Genomic DNA, 20,359 nt, shown 5'->3' with positions numbered 1-20,359 from the left:
AATATGCACGGCAACGATGCGAAGAAGGCCGCGGTGATGCTGTCGGTTGCGCTGAGCCTGGCACTGGGGGGCTGCGGTGGCGACGGCGGACAGACCGAGATGGTGTCGCCCACGGCCGCGGCCACGACGCGGTCCATCGCCGAAACTACCACCAGCGCCACCACGCGCTGGGCCCCGGCGCTTACCGACACCTGGCAGATCCAGCTGACCGGCAGGCTCAATACCAGCTATGCGGTGACCGCCTATGACTTCGACCTGTTCGATACGCCGCAGGCCACCATCGACGCGCTCAAGGCGCAGGGCCGGCGCGTGATCTGCTATTTCTCGGCGGGCAGTTCCGAGGACTGGCGTCCCGACTTCAACCAGTTCACCGAGGCGGACCAGGGCGCGCCGCTGTCGGGCTGGGCCGGCGAGCGCTGGCTGGATACGCGCTCGGCCAACGTGCGTCGCATCATGCAGGCGCGCATGGACCTGGCGGTCAGCAAGGGCTGCGATGCGGTCGATCCCGACAATGTCGATGGCTATACCAACAGCCCCGGCCTGCCGCTGACGGCCGAGACCCAGCTCGACTACAACCGCTTCCTGGCGGCGCAGGCGCATGCGCGCGGGCTGGCGGTGGGCTTGAAGAACGACGTGGGACAGGTGGCCGAGCTGGCCGCGAGCTTTGACTTCGCCATCAACGAACAGTGCTTCCAGTACCGCGAGTGCGGTGCCTATACCGCGTTCACGGGGCAGGGCAAGCCGGTATTCCAGATCGAATACGCCACCAAGTACCGGGACGCCGCCACGCGCGCCGGGCTGTGCGCCAAGGCCCAGGCGGCCAACCTGCGCACGCTGGTGCTGCCCAGGACGCTGAACGGGTCGTTCCGCTACGCCTGCGACGCCTGAGCGCCCGGGTCGATGCCGGCGGCGGGAGCGGCGCGTTCCAGCTCCCGCCAGGCCAGGTAGAGCCGCGTATCGAACTCGAGCTGGTGGTAGCGCGGTTCCATGTATTCGCAGAGCCGGTAGAAGGCCTTGTCGTGCTCGCTCTCCTTCAGGTGGGCAAGCTCGTGCACGACGATCATGCGCAGGAATTCCGGCGGCGCCTCCTTGAACAGCGAGGCGACGCGAATCTCTTTCTTGGCCTTGAGCTTGCCGCCCTGCACGCGCGAGATCGCGGTATGCAGGCCGAGCGCGCGCTGGGCGGAATCCAGGCGCGCATCGAATCCCACCTTGTGCAGCGGCGGCGCGCTGCGCAGGTATTCCTGCTTGAGGTCGGTGGTGTATTGGTACAGCGCGCGGTCGGTCTGCACGGTATGGCGCCCCGGGTAGCGGCGGGCCAGATGGTCGCCGAGCCGGCCGGCGGCGACCAGCTCGCGCACCTGCTCCAGCACGCCGGGCGGATAGCCGCCCAGGAAGCGCATCGGGTCCTTGCCGGCGGGACGCCAGGTCTCGTTCACCACGGTGGCCGGCTCAGTGGTGGTGGTGATGGTGGTGCATCCAGCTGTTGTCCAGCGAATTGACGAAGGACTCGACCGCGTCCTTGTCGCCGGTGGCGTGGCGCATCATTTCGCCGCACTTGCAGAAACCCTGGTACGGGGTGATGTGCGAGCACGCCGACGTCTTCTGCAGGTACAGCGTGACGGGTTTGGTGCACTTCTTGCACTTGAACTTCAGGGTCAGGGCGGGTTTGCTCATGGCGATGGCTTGAAAAATCAGCGGAAAGACGAACCTGTGATTGTACCGGCGGAGGCCAAAGCTGGCCGGGCCCAGGCTGCGCGCGCCGGCGTGCCTGATACACTCCGCCATTCCCGCACCTACTCCAGCACCATCACCAACACGCACCCATGGCACAGTACGTTTTCACCATGAACCGCGTGGGCAAGATCGTTCCGCCCAAGCGTCACATCCTGAAGGACATCTCGCTGTCGTTCTTCCCGGGCGCCAAGATCGGCGTGCTCGGCCTGAACGGCTCGGGCAAGTCCACGCTGCTCAAGATCATGGCCGGCCTCGACAAGGAAATCGAGGGCGAGGCCACGCCGATGCCGAACCTGAACATCGGCTACCTGCCGCAGGAGCCGCAACTCAACCCCGAGCAGACCGTGCGCGAGTCAGTCGAGGAGGCGCTGGGCGGCGTGTTCGAGGCGCGCAAGAAGCTCGACGAGATCTACGCGGCCTATGCCGAGCCGGACGCCGACTTCGACGCGCTCGCCGCCGACCAGGCCAAGTACGAAGCCATCCTCGCCGCCAGCGACGGCAACAACGTCGAACTGCAGCTGGAAATCGCCGCCGACGCGCTGCGCCTGCCGCCGTGGGATGCAAAGATCGAACATCTTTCCGGCGGTGAAAAGCGCCGCGTGGCGCTGTGCCGCCTGCTGCTGTCGCGCCCCGACATGCTGCTGCTCGACGAACCGACCAACCACCTGGATGCCGAATCGGTCGACTGGCTGGAGCAGTTCCTGACGCGCTTCCCCGGCACCGTGGTGGCCGTGACCCACGACCGCTACTTCCTCGACAACGCCGCCGAGTGGATCCTCGAACTGGACCGCGGCCACGGCATCCCCTGGAAGGGCAACTACAGCTCGTGGCTGGACCAGAAGGAAGCGCGCCTGAAGCAGGAAGAGGCCAGCGAATCGGCGCGCCAGAAGGCGCTGCACAAGGAACTGGAGTGGGTGCGCCAGAACCCCAAGGGCCGCCAGGCCAAGTCCAAGGCGCGCCTGGCCCGCTTCGATGAACTGAACAGCCAGGAATACCAGAAGCGCAACGAAACCCAGGAAATCTTCATCCCGGTGGGTGAGCGCCTGGGCAACGAAGTGATCGAGTTCGACAACGTCAGCAAGGGCTTCGGCGACCGCATGCTGATCGAGAACCTGAGCTTCAAGGTGCCGCCGGGCGCCATCGTCGGCATCATCGGCCCGAACGGCGCCGGCAAGTCGACCTTCTTCAAGATGCTCACGGGCAAGGAACAGCCGGACAGCGGCGAGATCAAGATCGGGCCGACCGTGAAGATGGCCTTTGTCGACCAGAGCCGCGACGCGCTGGACGGCACCAAGACCGTGTTCGAGGAGATCTCGGGCGGCGCCGACGTGCTGACCGTGGGCCGCTACGAAACCCCGTCGCGCGCCTATATCGGCCGCTTCAACTTCAAGGGCGGCGACCAGCAGAAGCAGGTCGGCACGCTGTCGGGCGGCGAACGCGGCCGCCTGCACATGGCCAAGACGCTGATCGCCGGCGGCAACGTGCTGCTGCTGGACGAACCGTCCAACGACCTCGACGTCGAAACGCTGCGCGCGCTGGAAGACGCGCTGCTGGAGTTCGCCGGCTGCGTGATGGTGATCTCGCACGACCGCTGGTTCCTGGACCGGATCGCCACGCACATCCTGGCGTTCGAGGGCGACTCGCATGTGGAGTTCTTCCCCGGCAACTACCAGGAATACGAGGCGGACAAGAAGAAGCGGCTGGGTGAGGAAGGGGCCAAGCCGAAGCGGATCCGGTACAAGCCGATTGTGCGGTGAGGCACTGCTGAGCAAGCAAGAGAGCCAGGCCTGTGGGCCTGGTTTTTTTATGGTGCTGGCTGTATGCGCTGTCGAAAATTCTGAAACACGTCGCCAGACCTTTGGCATTAGTGTGATGCCGGATAGGTTTGGTGGATGCGAAAGTCAATCCACCTCTTCGTTCTAAAGCGGCTACCTGGACGTCACCGAAGGCGGCTGCCATTCGAGGTTCGACAGGATCGCGAGTACCCGTTTCCGGGGACGGTCGATTCGCCATTTTTCCTCTATCGGTCCGATGCCGAACTGAAGGCGCATCCGAGCTACAAGGGTGCCAAAGCCGGCAGCGCCGAAGCGGCAATACAGCTGATTGCCGACCTTGCACCGCCGCTGGTGACAAGGTTGCTCGACGAAGCCTTTCCACGTTCATGCATCTTCGTCGCGCCCCATGCCAAAGAAGCCGCAGGCGAGAATGCCATCCCGCAAGTGCTGGCAATGTATTTACACCATGTCCTGGACGGATCAGTCGATGAAACCATCGTGCAGACGACCAAGGTATTCCACACCGGCGCAGACCCAATGGAGCGGCTGAATCTGCGCGCTAGCTTTTCCGGATATGTCGTGCCAGATGGGCGTTATGTGCTGGTCGACGACGTTACTACAATGGGGGGCACGCTAGCCGAGCTTGCCAACTATATTCAATGTCACGGTGGCGGCGTGATCGCAGCAATCGTCCTCGTGTGCGCAGGGCGCTCTGGTAGACTGATGGCACCCGGCAGGGTAATTCGTGAACTGGAAAGGAGGTATGGCGATGAAATCCGCAAGATCTTCGGCATTGCCACCCACGCCCTCACCGCGGATGAAGCGGGATACCTCATCGGTTTCCGTACATCTGACGAGATCCGAAATCGCCGAGCTAAGGCGGAACAAGAAACGTATCTCCGACTTGGCGCGAAAGGCATTCAGCTCGATGAACCTGAAGGGCAAGTAAAGCGCAAGGGCCCCGACCGCCGGTAGCGATGAGCATGCAGAATCCGCGCTACAAACAAGAGCCCCAACTCACATGAGCGGGGTTTTTTACTGCGCCATGCCCGCGCAATGTCTTCGCCTTCTACGGCAGTTTCCTAATTACCCCCGCACCAACCTCACCCGCGTAATCTCCGACGGCGCCCCGAACCGCTTCGGCGGGCCCCAATATCCAGTACCACGGCTGATATAGATCCACAGCGAGCCATGCCGCACCAGGCCCGCGGTGTAGGGCTGCTGCATCGGCACGAACAGGTTCCACGGCCAGAACTGGCCGCCGTGGGTATGTCCCGACAGCTGCAGGTCGAAACCCGCTTGCGCCGCCGCGGGCGCGGTGCGTGGCTGGTGGGCCAGCAACACGCGTACGCCGGCATCGGCGGGGGCGCCGGCGATGGCGCGCTGCGGGTCGCTGCGATGGCTTTCGTGGAAGCGGCCGGCGGAATAGTCGGTGACGCCGCCCAGCACCAGCGCGTCGCCGTCATGGTGCAGCACCACGTGTTCGTTCATCAGCACGCGCACGCCCAGGCGGCGCAGCTCGTCGATCCACGGCTGTGCGCCGGAATAGTACTCGTGGTTGCCGGTGACGAAGTAGGTGCCATGGCGCGCCTGCAGCCGGGCCAGCGGCGCGGTGTGAGCCGACAGTTCGCGCACGGTGCCGTCGACCAGGTCGCCCGTGATGGCGACGGCGTCCGCTTGCAGGCTGTTGACGCGGTCGACGATGCGGTCGAGGTAAGGCCGCTTGATCGTGGGGCCGACATGGATGTCGCTGATCTGGGCGATGGTGAAGCCGTGCAGCGCATCGGGCAGGCCCTGCACCGGCACGTCGACCTCGACCACGCGCGCCAGGCGGCGCGCATTGACATAACCGGCCAGCGTGACCAGCAATGCCAGCAGCGGCACTGCCACGGCGCTGCCGGCGGCCAGGCCGGGCGCGCGCCAGCCAAGCAGTTGCCCCGCCAGCCAGGCGGCGGCGAGGGCCACGTCGCGTACCAGCGTCAGCACCAGCAGCGATGAGAAGAATCCCATGGCGAGCATGCCGACCCAGGACACCAGGTCCGACCAGGGCTGGCTGACGCGCCGCGCCAGCAGTCCGGCCGGCAGCAGTGCGCAGGATAGCGCCAGCCAGGCTACCCCCAGCGCCTTGACCGCCATCGGTACCGGCATCGCCGGCAGCAGGCGCAGCCCGATATAGCCGTGCAGCAGGGCCGTGACGAACGCAGCGGTCAGGATGGTGGTGCGTGGAGGCATGGGCGTGGGCCGGGGTGGAGTGCCAAGAGATGAGGCCGCGACGGACCGCTTCAAGGGCCGCGGCGGAGGGCGCAGGCGATGCAAGATGCGCACCCGCTGGGCCGGCGCCCGCCTCTGATCTGTCTTTTTTCTGGCGGATCCTGAATGTTTTCAATTCGGATTGTTCGGCTTGAAGGGCTAATTTAGATTCGCGCAATGGGCCGCCTGTTGTGCAGCATCCTGCCCGCATCCTGCCGGCAGCCGGCAGCCGGCAGGCGGCGCCCTCCCGGAGAAACCCCATGTCGTTTCGGATGAAGCAGACCAGCGCGCTGATCGCGGCGGCCTGGCTGGCGCTGGCCCCGCTCGCCGCGCAGGCCGCCACGCCGGAGAAGTCGTCGGCGGTGGCCACGGCACCCCTGACCTGGCCGCGCAACTTTGATGCGGCCCCCGACCATATCGAGCTGTACCAGCCCCAGATCGAGACCTGGGACGGCAACCGCCTGTCCGGACGCGCCGCGGTGGCGGTGGGCGACAAGACGGGCTCGCCGACCTACGGCGTGGTCCATTTCTCGGCCACCGGCGATATCGACAAGCCCTCCGGGCTGGTGCAGCTGAGCCGCATCACGGTCGACAGCGTCGAAGTGCCCACGCAGCCCGACGCCGCCGACCGCGTGCGCCAGTCGCTGGTGTCGCGTCTGCCGGCCAACGGGCTGACGGTGCCGCTGGACCAGCTGCAGGCCAGCTACGCGGTGTCGCAGCAAATCGCGAAAGCCGGCCGCGTCGCGGTGCGCAATGACGCGCCGCAGATCCTGTTCGCCACCACGCCGACGCTGCTGGTGCTGGTCGATGGCGAGCCCGCCTGGCGTACCGTGCCGGGGACGTCGTACGAGCGCGCGCTGAACAGCCGCGCGCTGCTGCTGCGCGCGGCTGACGGCGAGCTATGGCTGAAGGTGGCCGGCTACTGGTATCGCTCGGAATCCGCCGGCGGCGCCTGGGAAGTGATGACGACCGTGCCCAAGGCGCTGGAGAGCGCGGCCGGCAAGGCGGCCGCCAGCATGAAGCCCGACACGATGCTGCCCGCCGACGGCAAGCGCCCCGCCCGCGCCCCGGCCATCCTCTTTGCCACCCAGCCGACCGAGCTGGTGGTGACCAGCGGCGCGCCGCAGATGGCGCCGGTCAGCGGCGTCAGCCTGCTGACCATGGCCAACGCCGACCACGCGGTCTTCGTCGATCCGGCCGCCAACCAGTATTACGTGCTGGTCTCGGGGCGCTGGTTCCGCGCGCCGATGCTGACCGGGCCGTGGCAGTACGTGCCGGGCAGCCGGCTGCCGCCCGACTTTGCCCGCATCCCGCCCACCGATCCCAAGGCCAATGTGCTGGTCTCCGTGCCCGGCACGCCGCAGGCGCGCGAGGCCGAGATCGCCGCCACCATCCCGCAGACCGCCACGGTGTCGCGCAGCAAGGCCAGCCTGACGGTGGCGTATGACGGCGCGCCGCATTTCGTGCCGATCACCGGCACTTCGCTCAGCTACGCGATCAATACCGGCACGCCGGTGATCGAGGTCGATGGCAGCCACTACTACGCGGTGGCCAACGGCGTCTGGTTCACGGCGCCGGCGCCCGCCGGCCCGTGGCAGGTGGCCACCGAGGTGCCGTCGGCGATCTATACCATCCCGCCGACCTCGCCGGTGTACTACGTCACCTACGTGCGTATCTATGCCGTCACGCCGCAGACCGTGGTGGTGGGCTACACGCCCGGCTACATGGGGGTGGTGGTGAGTGCCGACGGCACCGTGGTCTACGGCACGGGCTATGTCTATCCCCCCTACGTGGGCGCGGTCTACTACGGCTATCCGGTTACCTATGGCTACGGCGCCGGCTTCGGCATCGGCCTGGCCGAGGGCTTTGCCTTCGGCTTCGCCGCGGGCGCGTTCTGGGGCGCGGCCTCGCCGTACTGGGGCCCATACTGGTGGGGCGGCCCGTACAACTGGAACTACGTCAACGTGAACCAGGCCAACTTCTACGGCCGCTGGGGCCAGGGTACGGTGACGCACGCGCAGGGCTGGAACGCCTGGACCGGCACCGAATGGCGCGGCACCGCGGGCGCCGGCTACAACCCCGCCACCGGCGCGCGCTACCAGGGCAGCCGCGGCGCCGCGTTCAATCCCTATTCCGGCAACTATGCGGCCGGCCGCCAGGGCGCCTTCGCCAACCCGTCGACCGGGCGCGAAGGCGCGGCGCGCGGCGGCGTGGCCGGCAACACTTACACCGGCGACTATGCGGCGGGGCGGCAGGCGGCGGGCTACAACGCCCAGACCGGCCGCGTCGGCGCGGCCGAGGCGGGCATTGCCGGCAATACGCAGACCGGCCAGCACACAGCCGGCAGCCGCGGCTTCGTCGCCAACCCGGACAAGAACAACGCGGTGGTGTGGAACAACGGCAACGTATATGCCGGCCACGACGGCTCCGTGTATCAGCACACCGACAACGGCTGGCAAAAGCACACCCCCGGCGGCTGGGAGCCGGTACAGCCCGGCAACGATGTCACCGGCCGGCTGGACCAGCAGCGCCAGGCGCGCGAGCTGGGGCAGCGGCGCTTCAGCGCAGCCGCGCAGCAGTGGCAAGGGCGCGGCGGCATGGGTGGCGGCATGGGGGGCGGATTCGGCGGCCGGGGTTTGCGCGGTGGTGGCTTTCATGGCGGGTTCCGGCGCTGATCGCCGCGGCGGCGATAGTTGTCCGGACACGGCACGGCGGGCGCAGAACAAAGGGATGGCGCGCGCGTGACGCGGCTCGAAAGGACTTAATACGTGCGCAAGAAAGATTGAATTGGCGCTGACTGGGCCCGGCCTTACTCTGCCGGAGGAAAGGGGTGGGCAAAGGTGCACCCGGTGGGCCGGGCGACTGCAACGCCGGTCGCTTCGGCCGCGCTACGGCAACGCAACAAATTTCTGGTTGGGGGGTCCTGTGAAAAGCGTGTTCAACTGGCGCGGCGCGCTATGGCTGCTTCCTGTCCTGGCACTGGCCGGATGCGGCAAGGAGAAAGCCGCGCCGGCCGCGCCGCCCGCAGCCGAGGTCGGAGTCATGACAGTGGCGCTGCGCGATGTGCCGATCGTGTTCGACTTTGTCGGGCAGACGCAGAGCTCGCAGCAGGTGGAAATCCGGGCCCGGGTGAATGGCTTCCTGGACAAGCGCGTCTATACCGAAGGCGCACTGGTCAAGGCCGGCGAGACCCTGTTTCTGATGGATCGCAAGCCGTTCGAGGCAACCCTGCAGGCCGCTGAGGCAGAGCTGGCGCAGCAGCAGGCGCGCCTGGTGACGGCCCAGGCCGACCTCAAGCGCGTGCGCCCGCTGGCCGAGCGCAACGCCCTCAGCCAGCGCGACCTCGATGACGCCACCGGCAAGGCCCAGGCCGCGGCCGCCGCCGTGGAAGGGGCACGCGCCAACGTGATCAGTGCGAGGCTCAACCTGAGCTATACGACGATCAAGTCGCCGGTGGCGGGGCTGTCCAGCTTTGCCAAGCGGCAGGCCGGCTCTTATATCGACACCACCAACAGCCTGCTTACCTATGTGGCCAAGCTGGATCCGATGTGGGTCAATTTCAGCCTGTCCGAGAACGAAGTCCTGAAGATGCGCACCGAGCGCGAATCGGGCGCCATCAAGTTCCCGGAGCAGGATGCGTTCGATGTCGTGATCGTGCTGGCGGACGGCAAGTCATTCCCCAACCACGGGCGCATCGCCTTTGCCGACGCGTCGTTCAGCGCGGATACCGGCACCTACCTGGTCCGCGCGGAGGTGTCCAACCCGGAAGGCGTCCTGCGGCCCGGCCAGTTCGTGCGCGTAAAGGTGCATGGCGCCAAGCGCGCCAAGGCCATCGCCGTGCCCCAGGACGCGATCGTGCAGACCCAGCGCGGCCAGGCGGTCTGGGTGATCGGTCCTGACAACAAGGCGCAGCAGCGGGTGGTGGACGTGGGGGAGTGGACCGGCGACAACTGGGTGGTGCGATCCGGGCTGAAACCGGGTGAACGGGTCGCGGTGAGCGGCACGCTGCGGCTGGCGCCCGGGGCGCCTGTCAAGGCGGTGCAGGCCGGGCCAGCTGCCGCGCCCGCCGCGGCCAGCGGCGTGGCGGCCGCACCCGCACCCGCACCGGCGCCGACGCCGGCGTCCGGCGTCGCCACGGCGGGAGGCAAGCCATGAAGCTTGCCCATTTTTTTATTGACCGGCCGATCTTTGCGTCGGTCGTCTCCATTGTCATCACCGTGGGCGGGCTGGTGGCGCTGACCAAGCTGCCGATCGCCCAGTTCCCGGACATCACGCCGCCGTCGATCACCGTCACTACCAGGTACCCGGGCGCCAGCGCGGAAGTGGTGGCGCAGAACGTCGCCGCGCCGATCGAGCAGCAGGTCAACGGCGCGGACCGGATGATGTACATGAACTCGACCAGTTCATCGACGGGCGACCTGACGCTGACCACGTACTTCGAGATCGGCACCGATCCGGAACTGGCCCAGGTCGACGTGCAGAACCGCGTCAACCTGGCGCTGCCCACGCTGCCGGAGGCCGTGACCTCGCAGGGCGTATCGGTGCAGAAGCGTTCGTCGGCGTTCATGATGGTGATCGCCATCTATTCGCCGGACGCCAGCTACGACCAGACCTTCGTCGGCAACTACGCCAACATCTACGTGCTGGACGCGCTCAAGCGCATTCCGGGCGCCAACCAGTCCTCCATCTTCGGCAGTCCGGACTACGCCATGCGCATCTGGCTGAAGCCGGACCGGATGGCATCGCTGGGCATCACCACCGAGGATGTGAAGAACGCGGTGGCCAACCAGAACCAGCAGTTCTCGGCCGGCCGCATCGGCCAGTCGCCCACCGACGGCGCGGTCCAGCTGACCTTTCCGATTGCCACCAAGGGCCGCATGACGGAGCCGGCCGAGTTCGACAACATGATCCTGCGCGCGCAGTCCGGCGACGTCGCGCTGGTGCGCCTCAAGGACATCGGGCATGCCGAACTTGGCTCCAAGGATTACTCGCTGCGCAGTCGCTACAAGGGCAAGACGGCCACGCTGATGGCGGTCTACCAGCAGCCGGGCGCCAACGCGCTGGATGTTTCCAAGCAGGTGCGCGCCACGCTGGCGGAACTGAAGAAGAGTTTCCCGCCCGGGCTGGAATACGACATCGCGCTGGACACCACCACCTTTGTGCAGGAATCGATCGACGAGGTGGTGCATACGCTGCGCGACGCCGTGATCCTGGTGATCCTGGTGGTCTACCTGTTCCTGCAGAGTTTTCGCGCCACCCTGGTACCGATCCTTGCCGTGCCGGTGTCGATCATCGGCGCCTTTGTCGGCATGAGCGCATTCGGCTTCTCGGTGAACATGCTCACTTTGTTCGGCATGGTGTTAGCGATCGGCATCGTCGTGGACGATGCCATCGTGGTGATCGAGAACGTCGAGCGCAACATGGTCGAGTTCAAGCTGCCGCCCAAGGAGGCTGCCAAGAAGGCCATGGACGAAGTCAGCGGCCCGGTGGTCGCCATCGTGCTGGTGCTGCTGGCCGTGTTCATTCCGGTGGCCTTCCTGTCCGGCATTACCGGCCAGCTCTACAAGCAGTTCGCCATCACCATCGCGGTGTCGGTGGTGCTGTCGGGCGTGGTCGCGCTGACGCTGTCGCCGGCGCTGGCGGCCATCCTGCTCAAGCCCGGCGAACACAAGAAGAACCGCTTCTTCACCTGGTTCAACAATTCCTTTGACCGGCTGGTGGCCGGCTATGACAGGTCGCTGCAGGTGGTCATCAAGCGTACCGCGATGTCGATTGCGATCATCCTCGCGATGGTCGCCGTCAGCGTGCTGATGTTCATGCGTATTCCGGGATCGTTCCTGCCGGTGGAGGACCAGGGCTATCTGTTCGGGGCCGTGGTGATGCCGGATGCCGCCAGCCTGGACCGCACCGGCAACCTGTCGTCGCGCGCGGAAACCTGGCTGGCCAGGCAGCCCGGCGTGTCCTCGGTGGCAACGGTGGACGGCTACAGCCTGATCGATTCCCAGAACAAGGCCAATGCCGGCACGCTGTTCGTCACGCTCAAGGGCTTCGACGAGCGCGGCGAGGGCGAGAGCGCCGAGGACCTGATCCTCAAGGCCAAGAAAGAGTTCTCCACATACCAGGACGGCGCCGTCATCCCCATCAACCCGCCTTCGATACCCGGCCTGGGCACCACGGGCGGCTTCGAGTTCTGGCTGCAGAGCACGGCGGACGGCACCTACCAGCAGCTCGAGGAGAAGGTGCACCAGTTTATTGCCAGGGCGCGCCAGCGGCCGGAGCTGACGGGCGTCAATTCCACCATCAATTCGCGCTCGCGCCAGTTCATGGTCGAGGTGGACCGGGAGCGCTCGGAAACGCAGGGGGTGCCGGTCGAGGCGGTGTACTCCGCGCTGCAGACCATGTTCGGTTCGCTTTACGTGAGCCAGTTCCCGAAGAACAGCCGGCTGTTCCAGGTGATCCTGCAGGCCGAGCCGAAGTACCGCTCGCGTCCCGAGGACCTGGACAATGTCTATGTGCGCAACCACAAGGGCGAGATGGTGCCGATCAAGGCGGTGACCACCACCAAGTACGTCCCTGGCGCCGACATCGTCACGCGCTTCAACAACTTCCCCGCGGCCAAGATCATGGGCGACGCCGCGCCGGGCTACAGCTCGGGGCAGGCCATCGCGGCCATGGAGGAAACCGCGCAGGAGGTGCTCGGCATCGGCTACGCCTATTCCTGGAGCGGGCAGGCCTTTGAAGAAAAGACCGCTGGATCCACGGCGGTCTATGTCTTCGCCTTTGCCTTGCTGATGGTGTTCCTGATCCTGGCGGCGCAGTACGAGAAATGGTCGTTGCCGCTCGGCGTGCTGCTGGCCGTGCCGTTCGCCCTGTTTGGCGCCTTGCTGGCCATCCTGATGCGCGGCATGCTCAACGATGTCTATTTCCAGATCGGGCTGACCGTGCTGATCGCGCTGGCGGCCAAGAACGCCATCCTGATCTTCGAGTTCGCCGTGGAAATGCGGCAGAAGGAGGGCCTCAGCGCCTATGACGCGGCCATTCACGCCGCCAAGCTGCGCCTGCGGCCGATCATCATGACCTCGCTGGCCTTCATCCTGGGCTGCGTGCCGCTCGCCATCGCCAGCGGCGCCTCGGCGGCGAGCCGGCAATCGCTGGGCACGGGCGTGATCGGCGGCATGCTCGGGGCCACGGTGATTGCGCTGTTCTTTATCCCGATGTTCTTCTGGGGGCTGGAGGTACTGGCCGAGCGCAAGCCCAGGGAAAAGGCGGCGGGCGGTGCGGCGCCGACCTCGGGCGACGGCCCGCCCCCAGCCAGACCTCCGGCCGGAGAACCATCATGATCCCGCGTGCCTGGATGCTGGGAGCCTGCGCGGCGGCGGCGCTGGGCGGCTGCGCCATCGGCCCTGATTACCGGCGGCCGGCGACGCCGGACGTGGCCCAGTACCGCATCGACACCGGCCCGCTGGCGATTGCCGCCGACAGCGACTGGTGGAACCAGTTCGACGATCCGGTGCTCACCGCGCTGGTGGACGAGGCGCTTGCCAGCAACTTTGACGTGCGCATTGCGGCGGCGCGCATCGACGAATTCCGCGGCCAGCTGATGGTGGCGCGCTCGGGCTTCTTTCCGCAGCTGAACCTGTCGGCGTCGGCCGCGCGCCAGCGCCTCGGCACGTTCAACGGCACGACCTTCGCCGGGCTCGACAGCCCGCGCAACACCTACCAGCTGCTGGCCAACGCGAGCTGGGAACTGGACCTGTGGGGCCGCATCCGCCGCCAGGCCGAGGCGGCCGAGGCCAGCCTGTGGAACGCGGAATATGCCCGCCGCGGGGTGGTGCTGTCGCTGGCGGCGTCCGTGGTCCAGGGCTATGCGACCTTGCGGGGGCTCGATGCGCAACTCGACGTCGCAAAGCAGACGCTGGCTTCGCGCGGCGACGGGCTGGACATTTTCAGGCAGCGGTACGAGGGCGGCGTCATTTCCCAGATGGAGCTGGCGCAGGCGGAGAATGATTTCTACGTGGCCGAGGCCACCATCCCGCCGTTGCGCACCGCCATTGCGCAGACCGAAAACGCGCTGTCTGTGCTGCTCGGGCGCGAGCCCGGGCCGATCGAGCGCGGCAAGGCGGTGACAGCCTTGCAGGCGCCGTCCATCGGCGCCGACATGCCCGCCACGCTGCTGTCGCGGCGTCCGGACGTGCTGCAGGCCGAGCAGTCGGCCATCGCGGCAAACGCGCAGCTTGGCGCGGCGCAGGCACTGTACCTGCCGGCGGTCAACCTGAGCGGCTTGTTCGGAGCCATCGCCAGCACGCCGGGAGCGCTGTGGCACAGCGCTTCGCAGGTGTGGGGGTTCGGCGCCGGCCTGGCCCAGCCGGTGTTCCAGGGCGGCGCCATCCGCGGGCAGGTGCAGACGGCCTCGGCGCAGCGCGACCAGGCCCTGCTGGCCTATCAGCGCACGGTGCTGGAGGCACTGGCCGACGTCAACTCCGCGCTGGCCAGCGGCACCGAGACGCGCACCCGCCTTGGCAGCCTGCGCGAGCAGGAAAAGAGCCTGACGATCTATGCGGACCAGGCCTTCGCGCGCTATGAGGGCGGCTATTCGAGCTACCTCGAGGTGACCAATGCCCGCGAGAAGCTGTTCAACGCACAACTGGCGGTGATCCAGGGCCAGGTGGACACGCTGACCAGCACCGCGGCGCTGTACAAGTCGCTGGGCGGCGGCTGGCCGTCGGTGCCGCAGGCTGTGCGCGAGGCGGGAATGCAGGGAGATGCGAAGGTGCTGGCGCGGTAGCAACGCACGGAGTTGCGAGGGTTTGCGCACCGCTGCCGCCACCATTCACTGGCACCGCTTGCAGAGGCTCCCCTCTCCCGCAAGGCGGGAGAGGCGAGCCAACCAGCGATGTTGGCCCGTAACGGCTTCATCGCGCCGACCACTCCCCCTGCCTGACCCCCAGCGCCGTCACCACGCCATACGCCGTGATTCCCAGCGCCACCCCAAGGAAGTGCCCGTCCAACCCCATCCCGAACACATTGGCCAATAACCAGCCGCCGCCGGCGGCAAGCGCGATCCGGCACAGCCCGGCCGCCACCGGCCAGCGCATGCGCCCCGCGCCCATCGAGGCGAAGTACAGCGCCATGCCGAGCCCGAAGCCGCCGAATGCCGGCCCCACCCATGACAGCGCGCGCGCGGCGATGGCGATCACTTCGGCATCATTGGTGAACAGGCTGGCAAAGCGCACCGGCGCCAGGCCGACGGCGGCGCCCGCGCTGCCGGCGATGGCCAGCGCCAGCAGTGCGCCCACCCAGGCCGTGCGCCGCGCCGTATGCCAGTCGCCGGCGCCGACGGCGCGGCCGACCAGCGCCGTCAGCGCCGAGCCCACGCCGAACGCAAGCGGGATCATCAGGAATTCCAGCCGCGCCGAGATGCCGTAGGCCGCCACCGCGGCGGTGCCATGGTGGCGCAGCTGCGCGGTGACCAGGATGGTGGTCAGGTTGGCGACCGAGGCCAGCGCGCACGCCACCAGCCCCACCGACAGGATGCGCGCGAACAGCGGCCACGACAGCCGCACCCGCAGCACCGGTACGAAGCCCGCGCCGCCGCGCGCGACCACGATCGCCATCGCCAGCGCCGCGGCCCAAGATACCGCCGCCAGCGCCGCGCCGATGCCGGCCAGGCCCATGCCGGCGGGCTCGGCCAGCAGCCATGACAGCGCCGGGAACGCGATCCACATCAGCGCCAGCACGCGCGCCGCGAGCGCGTGGCGGCCGCCGCCGCGCAGCACCGACGCCAGCGTGTTGGCCAGCCAGGCCGGGATCGCGCCGGCGCCGAACAGCCAGATCGCATAAGTGGCGGCCGCATCGGCGGCGGTGGCGCCGGCCACCGCGCCCAGCACCGCGCGCGGGAACCCGGCCAGCGCCACGGCAAACGCCAGGCCGGCGATCACGGCGATCCATAGCGCATGCATCACCAGCGCCGAGGCTTCGTCACGCTTGTTGGCGCCCAGCGCGCGCGCGATGGCCGCGACCACGCCGCCGCCCATGGCCCCGGTCGACATCTGCTGCAGCAGCAGCGCAAACGGCAGCACCACGGCCCAGCCGGCCAGCGCCGCGGTGCCCTGGCGCGCGGCTAGCCAGGTTTCGATCAGCTGTGCCACCGCCTGCAGCAGGGCAATCAGCGCGGTGGGCCCGGCCAGCTTGCCGATGCGGCGGGCGATTTCGGTGGCCGGCACCGCGTCGGCGGGGAGAGTGCCGGCGGGCAATGCGCGCGTGTCAGTCATGGCCGGTCTCCTGCCCGCCCGCCGCGACCGCGGCGGCCCCGGCGTCGCCGAAGCGTTGGCGCAGGAAGCGGCCCGCACCCGGGCCCGGCAACACCCGCACGTCGTCCAGCGTGATCGCGCTGCCATCGGCGCGGGTCAATGCCGGCTCGGCGATCTCGGCACCGGTGCGGCGGTCCTGCAGCAGCGTCAGCGGTCCCTTGTCGTCGGTCATCCAGCGGTCGGCCCAGGCTTTTAGCGCCACGTAGGCCGGGAAGAAGTCGCGACCCTTGTCGGTCAGCTGGTAGACATGGCGTGCGCCGCCCTCGGGCGCAACGCGCGCCAGCAGCCCGTGCGCCACCAGGGTCTTCAGGCGCGCGCTGAGGATGTTTGGGGCGATGCCCAGGTTGCGCTCGAACTCGTCGAAACGGGTGCTGCCGTAGAAGGCCTCGCGCAACACGAGGATGGCCCAGCGTTCGCCCAGCACGGCCATCGAGCGGGCCACGGGGCAGGGCATCGCGGTGAAATCGGTGGGGGGCATGGGTCTCCGCCGTGGTGTGGGGGGCTTGCTTTCGATTTGCAAGCTTGCTGCAGCATAGCTTGCAAATCGCAAGTTCGCAGGCGGGCCAACCAATGGCTTGGCGAAAGCGTGCGATCAGCGGCCACTGGTGCCGGCTACTTCACCGCGTCCCGGAATACCTCCAGCTTCTCCAGTTCCTCGCGCAGGAAGCCGATCAGCGCGCGCGTTGCCATCGACGGATGCAGGTTGGGCGTGGTGATGATGAACAGCTTGTTGCCCAGCCCTTCCGGGCGCCAGTCCGGCAGCACCGGCACCAGGTTGCCGGCCCGCACCTCTCCCCACCCGATATAGACCGGCAGCATGCCGATGCCATGGCCTTCGCGCACGGCCCGCGCCAGGAACAGGAAGTGTTCGGACTGCAGCGTGGGCGTCAGCGCCACGTCCACGCGCTGGCCGTCGCGATACAGCGACAGCGGGAACTGTCGGGGCGGGAAGGGCGGGCACAGGAAGCTGCAGCCGGCAAGGTCCGGCGGTACCTGCACCGACCCAATGCTGGCGAGGTACTGCGGCGATGCATACAGTTGCCAGCGGATATCGCAGATTTCCCGCGCCACGTGGTCCAGCGGCGGCGCCGACGTGACCTTCAGCGCCACGTCGATTTCGGCCGCGATCAGGTCGTTGACGCGATTGGCAAAGAATACCCGCAGCGTGATGCCGGGATGCATGTGCGCGAACTGCAGCAGCAGCGGCGCGATATAGGCGTCGCCCAGCCCGGTAGGCACGCTCACGCGCACATGGCCGCGCAGGGTCTGGCCCAGGCTGTCGATCTCGGCCTGCGCCGAGGCCACTTCCTGCAGGATGCGCACGCCGTGCTGGTACAGCGCCTGGCCGGGCTCGGTCAGCTCGAGCCGGCGCGTGGTCCGGCGCAGCAACTGCGCGCCAGCCTGGTGTTCCAGCTCGCGCAGCTGGCGGCTGACCTGCGACCGCGTAACGCCGCGCCGGCGCCCGGCTTCGGCAAGGTTGCCGGCGTCGACGATGTCGACGAAGGCCTGGATCAGGTTGAGGTCCATCGGGGATTGCCTGAAGGATTGTCACGTCTGGCGCAACATTGTGATTCCACCCGGCCTGATTGTCGATGCGTGGCTACGCCGATACAGTGGTCGGCTGACAAAACCCAAGCTTGGAGACAGCGGATGGCCACGGACCTTTGGTATCAAGACATGCACCGCAGCGGCGAGGATCTGCTGGCGCGCGGCGCCCGCCTGGCCGGCGGCCTGCGTGCGCTCGGCGTGCAGGAGGGCGACGTGATCGCGGTACTGCTGCGCAACGATCCGGTGTATGCCGACGTGGTCCATGCCTGCCGCATCGCCGGCTGCTACTACTGCCCCATCAACTGGCACTTTACCGCCGAGGAAGTCCGCTTCCTGCTGGGCGACAGCGGCGCCAGGGTGCTGCTGGCGCAGGACGACCTGCTGCCCGCGGTGCGCGATGCGGTCCCGGCCGGCATGCCGGTGCTGTCGGTGGGCGGTCCCGCCGCGGGCGCGACTGAATATGAAGCGTGGCTCGCGCAACAGCCCGCCTACGACGGCCCGCGCGTGGCACCGCGCGGCCATATGGCATACACCTCGGGCACCACCGGCCGGCCCAAGGGCGTGCTGCGCCAGGCGCTGCCGCTGGACGGGCTCGAGGAACAGCTGGCGCGCATGCGTTCGGTGGTGCGGCAGACCTACGGGCTGGAGCCGGGCTGCCGCGCGCTGATGTCGGCGCCGCTGTACCACAGTGCGCCGGGCTCGTTTATCCAGAACGCGCTGCAGATGGCCGAGCGCCTGGTGCTGACGCCGCGCTTCGACGCCGAGCAGGTGCTGGCGCTGGTGGAGCAGCACCGCATCGACGTGCTCTACCTGGTGCCGATCATGTACGTGCGGCTGCTCAAGCTGCCCCCGGAGGTGCGCGCCAGATACGACCTGTCTTCCATCCGCTTCGTCGCCTCGACCGGGTCGCCGTGCGCGCCAGAGGTCAAGCGCGCGATGCTGGAGTGGCTGGGTCCGGTGATCCATGAAACCTACGCCTCCAGCGAGGCCGGCATGATCACCGTGGCCACCCCGGCCGACGCCGCCGCGCGCCCGGGCACCGCCGGCAGGCCGGTCGACGACGCGCAGCTGCGCATCCTCGACGAACAAGGCCGCCAGTGCGCGCCGGGCGAAATCGGCCTGGTCTACGTGCGCCAGCCCGCTTACCCGGACTTCACCTACCGCAACAATGAGGCCGCGCGCGCCGCCATCGACCGCGACGGGCTGGTGACGCTGGGCGACATGGGCTATGTCGACGCAGACGGCTACCTGTTCATCTGCGACCGCGCCTCGGACATGGTGATTTCCGGCGGCGTCAACATCTACCCGGCGGAGATCGAGCATGAGCTGGTGCGCTATCCCGGCGTGGCCGACTGCGTGGTGTTCGGCATTCCCGACTCGGAATACGGCGAGCGCCTGCTGGCCATGGTGCAGCCGATGCCGGGCGCCGAGATCCGCGAGGCCGAGGTGATCGACTGGCTGCGCGAGCGGCTGTCCGGCTTCAAGGTGCCGCGCAGCATCGTGGTCGAGGCGCAATTGCCGCGCGACGAAACCGGCAAGCTGGCCAAGCGCCGGCTGCGCGACCGATACTGGGAAGGCCGCCAGCGCCGCGTCTGAGCGCACCGGCGGGACTGCACCTGGCACAAGCCGATAACGACAGGAGGAGACGCGATGCAGAACAAACCGACCAAGACCACCGGACGCAAGCCACGGCGCGCATGGCTCGCCGCGATCGCGGCCGGCGCAGGATTTGCGCTGGCAACCTGGAGCGGCGCCGCGCAGGCGGCCTATCCCGACCGCCCGCTCAAGCTGGTGGTGCCGTACACGCCGGGCGGCTCGACCGACCAGTTCGGCCGCGCGCTGGCCGATGGCATGTCGCGCCAGCTGGGCCAGACCGTGGTGGTCGAAAACCGCCCCGGCGCCGCCACCATGATCGGCACCACCAGCGTGGCGCGCGCGCCGGCCGACGGCTACACCATGGTGCTGGCGACCAATGGCAGCATGGTGCTCAACCCGATGCTGTACAAGAAGATCCAGTACGATCCGCCCAAGGACTTCCGCATCTTCAGCATTGGCGCCGAGGCGCCGCTGGTGGTGGTCACCAACACCCGGGTGCCGGCCGGCAATATCCGCGAGTTCGCGGCCTACGCCAAGGCCGAGGGCGGCAAGCTCAACTATGCCTCGGTGGGCCTGGGCAATGCGCTGCAGCTGGCCACCGAGATGCTCAAGACCGAACTGGGCATCGGTGTCACGCACGTGCCGTACAACGGCAGCGCCCCGGCGCTGGCAGCGCTGCTGGCCAATGACGTGCAACTGATGGTGGACGTGGTCAGCACCTCGCTGCCGCATATCAAGGCGGGCAAGCTCAAGGCGCTGGCGGTCACCGGGCGCAGCCGGCTGGAGGTCCTGCCGAACGTGCCGACCGTGGCCGAAAGCGGCTATCCCAACTTCCAGGCCGCCACCTGGTTCGGCCTGGCCGTGCCCGCGCAGACGCCGCCCGAAGCCGTGGCCAGGCTGCAGGCCGCCGCCGACCACGTGCTGAAGGACCCGCAGTTCCGCGCCACTTTCAGTGCCCTCGGGCTGCTGGTGCAGCCGCCGCGCACGCAGGCAGAGATCGACCGCTATCTCGAGGCCGACCGCGCCCATTGGGGCAAGGTGATCAAGGCGAACAACATCTCGCTGGACTGACGCGTCGGCCGGGCGCGCAGGGACCGGTGGGCGATGGGCGTATAGTTTCAGCTCATCAAGGCGGCGGGGCGC

The 20,359-nt window shown here is 67.9% G+C and carries 15 protein-coding genes; 9 read left to right on the top strand and 6 right to left on the bottom strand.

The features are described 5' to 3' along the window. Window positions 1–3 precede the first annotated feature (3 nt). Window positions 4–888, top strand: a complete 885-nt coding sequence (locus CBM2588_RS15715) for an endo alpha-1,4 polygalactosaminidase (RefSeq protein WP_115681265.1) — start codon at window positions 4–6, stop codon at window positions 886–888. Here the strand turns inward: CBM2588_RS15715 and CBM2588_RS15710 are convergent. Together CBM2588_RS15710 and CBM2588_RS15705 are read right to left on the bottom strand one after the other, a co-directional pair. Further along, entirely contained in the window at window positions 870–1,403 is a 534-nt protein-coding gene (locus CBM2588_RS15710) for a M48 family metallopeptidase (RefSeq protein WP_115681504.1), read from the bottom strand. The two genes, CBM2588_RS15715 and CBM2588_RS15710, sit on opposite strands and share 19 nt — an antisense overlap. A 49-nt stretch (window positions 1,404–1,452) precedes the next feature. Beyond that, the gene (locus CBM2588_RS15705; RefSeq protein ID WP_010812270.1) at window positions 1,453–1,677 is read right to left on the bottom strand and encodes a hypothetical protein; all 225 of its coding nucleotides are present in this window, start codon (window positions 1,675–1,677) and stop codon (window positions 1,453–1,455) included. A 149-nt stretch (window positions 1,678–1,826) separates the two neighbouring features. Between CBM2588_RS15705 and ettA the strand changes: the two genes are divergently transcribed. Both ettA and CBM2588_RS15695 read left to right on the top strand, forming a co-directional pair. Then, window positions 1,827–3,494, top strand: coding sequence for an energy-dependent translational throttle protein EttA (gene ettA / locus CBM2588_RS15700; RefSeq protein WP_018005229.1), 1,668 nt, complete (start codon window positions 1,827–1,829; stop codon window positions 3,492–3,494). A 135-nt stretch (window positions 3,495–3,629) separates the two neighbouring features. Then, window positions 3,630–4,487, top strand: coding sequence for a conjugal transfer protein TraN (locus CBM2588_RS15695; protein ID WP_115681264.1), 858 nt, complete (start codon window positions 3,630–3,632; stop codon window positions 4,485–4,487). 111 nt (window positions 4,488–4,598) lie between these two features. Here the strand turns inward: CBM2588_RS15695 and CBM2588_RS15690 are convergent, their stop codons facing one another. Next, window positions 4,599–5,744 carry a metallophosphoesterase gene (locus tag CBM2588_RS15690; RefSeq protein WP_115681263.1) on the bottom strand — a complete coding sequence of 382 codons (1,146 nt, stop codon included), beginning with the start codon at window positions 5,742–5,744 and terminating at the stop codon, window positions 4,599–4,601. Between the two features lie 278 nt (window positions 5,745–6,022). On the opposite strand from CBM2588_RS15690, the gene CBM2588_RS15685 reads away from it, so the two are divergent. From CBM2588_RS15685 to CBM2588_RS15670, 4 genes are all read left to right on the top strand, one after another. Further along, window positions 6,023–8,437 (top strand): carbohydrate-binding family V/XII, encoded by a 2,415-nt coding sequence (locus tag CBM2588_RS15685; protein ID WP_115681262.1) that lies wholly within the window; start codon window positions 6,023–6,025, stop codon window positions 8,435–8,437. 250 nt (window positions 8,438–8,687) lie between these two features. Beyond that, window positions 8,688–9,917, top strand: coding sequence for an efflux RND transporter periplasmic adaptor subunit (locus CBM2588_RS15680; RefSeq protein ID WP_115681261.1), 1,230 nt, complete (start codon window positions 8,688–8,690; stop codon window positions 9,915–9,917). Next, window positions 9,914–13,102, top strand: a complete 3,189-nt coding sequence (locus CBM2588_RS15675; RefSeq protein WP_115681260.1) for an efflux RND transporter permease subunit — start codon at window positions 9,914–9,916, stop codon at window positions 13,100–13,102. The genes CBM2588_RS15680 and CBM2588_RS15675 overlap by 4 nt, the downstream gene beginning before the upstream one ends. Further along, window positions 13,099–14,547: an efflux transporter outer membrane subunit gene (locus CBM2588_RS15670; RefSeq protein ID WP_115681259.1), complete on the top strand. Its 1,449-nt coding sequence runs from the start codon at window positions 13,099–13,101 to the stop codon at window positions 14,545–14,547. The genes CBM2588_RS15675 and CBM2588_RS15670 overlap by 4 nt, the downstream gene beginning before the upstream one ends. Window positions 14,548–14,674: 127 nt before the next feature. On the opposite strand, the gene CBM2588_RS15665 is transcribed toward CBM2588_RS15670, so the two are convergent. The 3 genes from CBM2588_RS15665 to CBM2588_RS15655 form a co-directional block, all read right to left on the bottom strand. Then, the gene (locus CBM2588_RS15665) at window positions 14,675–16,033 is read right to left on the bottom strand and encodes an MATE family efflux transporter (protein WP_115681258.1); all 1,359 of its coding nucleotides are present in this window, start codon (window positions 16,031–16,033) and stop codon (window positions 14,675–14,677) included. Beyond that, window positions 16,026–16,550 (bottom strand): winged helix-turn-helix transcriptional regulator, encoded by a 525-nt coding sequence (locus tag CBM2588_RS15660; RefSeq protein ID WP_115681257.1) that lies wholly within the window; start codon window positions 16,548–16,550, stop codon window positions 16,026–16,028. The genes CBM2588_RS15665 and CBM2588_RS15660 overlap by 8 nt, the downstream gene beginning before the upstream one ends. A 134-nt stretch (window positions 16,551–16,684) precedes the next feature. Next, complete coding sequence (locus CBM2588_RS15655; protein WP_115681256.1) at window positions 16,685–17,599, bottom strand: LysR family transcriptional regulator; 915 nt, start codon at window positions 17,597–17,599, stop codon at window positions 16,685–16,687. A 123-nt stretch (window positions 17,600–17,722) separates the two neighbouring features. Between CBM2588_RS15655 and CBM2588_RS15650 the strand changes: the two genes are divergently transcribed. After that, window positions 17,723–19,216, top strand: coding sequence for an acyl-CoA synthetase (locus CBM2588_RS15650; RefSeq protein WP_115681255.1), 1,494 nt, complete (start codon window positions 17,723–17,725; stop codon window positions 19,214–19,216). A 54-nt stretch (window positions 19,217–19,270) separates the two neighbouring features. Then, window positions 19,271–20,287, top strand: a complete 1,017-nt coding sequence (locus CBM2588_RS15645) for a Bug family tripartite tricarboxylate transporter substrate binding protein (protein WP_115681254.1) — start codon at window positions 19,271–19,273, stop codon at window positions 20,285–20,287. Window positions 20,288–20,359: the final 72 nt, after the last annotated feature.

The organism is Cupriavidus taiwanensis (assembly GCF_900250075.1).
Lineage (GTDB): Bacteria > Pseudomonadota > Gammaproteobacteria > Burkholderiales > Burkholderiaceae > Cupriavidus > Cupriavidus taiwanensis_C.
The sequence above is the reverse complement of the archived record's forward strand: the minus strand, read 5'-3'. Positions and strand labels throughout refer to the sequence as shown.